Source organism: Paralimibaculum aggregatum (assembly GCF_030270585.1).
Classification (GTDB): Bacteria; Pseudomonadota; Alphaproteobacteria; order Rhodobacterales; family Rhodobacteraceae; genus Thermohalobaculum; species Thermohalobaculum aggregatum.
This window is the reverse complement of sequence record NZ_BSYI01000102.1, coordinates 1-2,252: the sequence shown is the minus strand read 5'-3', so window position 1 is coordinate 2,252 and position 2,252 is coordinate 1. Positions and strand designations below refer to the sequence as shown.

Genomic DNA, 2,252 nt, shown 5'->3' with positions numbered 1-2,252 from the left:
ACCATGTCGGCGCCCGCAACCGCGCGCCGGTGGCCGCGATGCTCAGGATCATCTTTGCCCAGGAGAGCAGTAAGCGGTGCGGAGAGCCCACAGGGGGATTCAGCTTGACGCGTGCTTGAAGTTCCATGGGAGGAGATCGTCGAGGCGCTCGTTGGGGTGTCCTCGGGAGATCGCCTCGAGGGTTGCCTTGAGATAGGCGAAGGGCTCGACGCCACCTATCTTCGCGGTCTCGATCAGGGAGGCGATGCGACCCCAGGCCCGTCCGCCTTCGTCATGGCCCGCAAAGAGTGCATTCTTGCGATTGAGAGCTATTGGCCTGATCAGGTTCTCGACGCCGTTCGAGTCGATCTCGACCCGGCCGTCGGCGAGGAAGGTCTGCAGCCCGTCCCAGTGACGGTGGATATAGGCGAACTTCTCGCCGAGGCGGGATTTGGCGGAGACGCGGGATCGCACTTCTGCCAACATTTTCCGAAGCTCTCGACCAGTGGCACGGTACGCGTCTGTCGGGCGGAGAGGCGCTCTCCGGGGCCGGCGCCGCGGATCTCGCGCTCGATCTTGTAGAATTCGGCGATGCGGCGGATCCCTTCGGCAGCGATCGCCGAGCCATCGCGATCGAAGACCTCGCGGAGCTTGCGCCTTGCGTGGGACCAGCAATGGGCCACGGTGATCGGCGCACCGCCCTTGCGCTTGGGCCTGGTCAGTCGGTTGTAGCCGGGATAGCCGTCGATCTGGAGGATGCCGTCGAAGCCGGTGAGGAACGTCTCGGCATGCTCGCCGCTGCGGCCGGGGGCGTAGAAGTAGACGACACCGGGCGGATCGGCGCCGCCCCAGTTCCGGTCGTCGCGTGCGAGCGCCCAGAGGAAGCCGGTCTTGGTGCGCCCGCGGCCCTGACCTGCTACCCAATGTTGGACCACCCGGCTGGGCATCTCCGGGGGCTTCTCGGTCAGGGCGGGCCATGGGCCACTGACCGTTTGGCGAACTCGATCGGCGGTTTGTTGCCGATCGCGCTGTGCGGGCGAACCTCGTTGTAGTCTCTACGCCAAGCCTCGCATTTGCGCCTGGCATCGTCGAGGCTCATGAACCAGTGCGTGTTCAGGCATTCGGCCCTGAACTTGCCGTTCAAGCTCTCGATGAAGGCGTTGTCGGTGGGTTTGCCGGGCCGCGAGACGTCGAGCGTGACATCCCGCTGGCAGGCCCAGAGGTCGAGGTCTCGGGAGATGAACTCGCTGCCCTGGTCGACACGGATCGTCTTCGGGAAGCCATGCGCGCGGCCAACCTGCTCGAGCACCTCGATGACGTCTGGCGCCCTGAAGCTGAACTTCGGGACGATCGCCGGCGAGAAGCGCGAGAAGGTGTCGACCACGGTCAGGATCCGCAACTTCCGGCCAGTGGCAAGCTGGTCGTGTACGAAGTCCATCGCCCAGGTCTCGTTCACCGCGACGGCGTCGCGGCGATCCTCGCGGAGCCTTGCCTTCACCCGTCGCTTCGGCGTCTTGTTTCTCGGCTGCAAGCCCAACTCCTTGTAAAGACGGTAGACGCGCTTGGCGTTTGCCGCCCAGCCCTCGCGCCGGAGGAGCACGTGGACACGGCGGTAGCCGTAGCGCACGCGCGTCTCGCAGATCTCCTTGATCCTCCCGGCCAGTGCGGCCTGCGAAGGGCGCCTGCTCCGGTCGTGGTGGCTCGACCGTTCGGCCCGGAGCACCGCGCAGGCCCGCCGGATGCTGACCTTCCACGTCTCGCGCACCTCATCGACGAGCTGGCGCCGCCGCGCAGGCCTCAGAGCTTTTTGCCAGGACGTCCTGAAGCATGGCGCGGTCCAGGCTGAGATCCGCGACAAGCTTCTTCAGCTTTGCGTTCTCGTCCTCGAGCTGGCGCAGCCGCTTCATCTCCGAGGGCATCAGCCCACCATGACGCTTCCGCCAGTTGTAGAACGTGGCCTCGCTGATCCCGGCCTTGCGGCAAACCTCGCCGACCGCCGTGCCTTCCTCCGCCTGCTTCAACACAAAGGCGATCTGCGCCTCGCTGAACCTTGATTTCTTCATCGCGTCTCTCCGTCTCCAGGCCCGATCCTAAACTGGAGAACTCCAGCTCGGCACGGTCCAGGAAACGGGAAGCAGGTCACGCACGGCCCGGCCTGCTCAGCGCCCTTCGACGAACGGCAGCCCCCCAACCCAAGGAGATCCGCGCTGCGCGACACCAACCGCAAAACTGGGTGTCGCCTTAACCCGCAAATCTGGATGTCGCTTGACAGC

General features: G+C 65.4%; 2 protein-coding genes and 1 pseudogene. All 3 read right to left on the bottom strand.

Going from position 1 to position 2,252, the window contains the following annotated elements:
* Positions 1-99 precede the first annotated feature (99 nt).
* Complete coding sequence (locus tag QSJ97_RS24435) at positions 100-219, bottom strand: transposase domain-containing protein (protein ID WP_285675107.1); 120 nt, start codon at positions 217-219, stop codon at positions 100-102.
* A gap of 99 nt (positions 220-318) precedes the next feature.
* Positions 319-926 (bottom strand): annotated as a pseudogene (locus tag QSJ97_RS24430) (IS66 family transposase); the annotation flags it as partial.
* Between the two features lie 17 nt (positions 927-943).
* Positions 944-2,042 (bottom strand): IS3 family transposase gene (locus QSJ97_RS24425; protein WP_285675106.1). Its coding sequence is split into 2 segments (ribosomal slippage): positions 944-1,790 and positions 1,789-2,042, totalling 1,101 coding nucleotides; the frame shifts between segments, so codons are not numbered across the junction.
* Between the last annotated feature and the right edge of the window lie 210 nt (positions 2,043-2,252).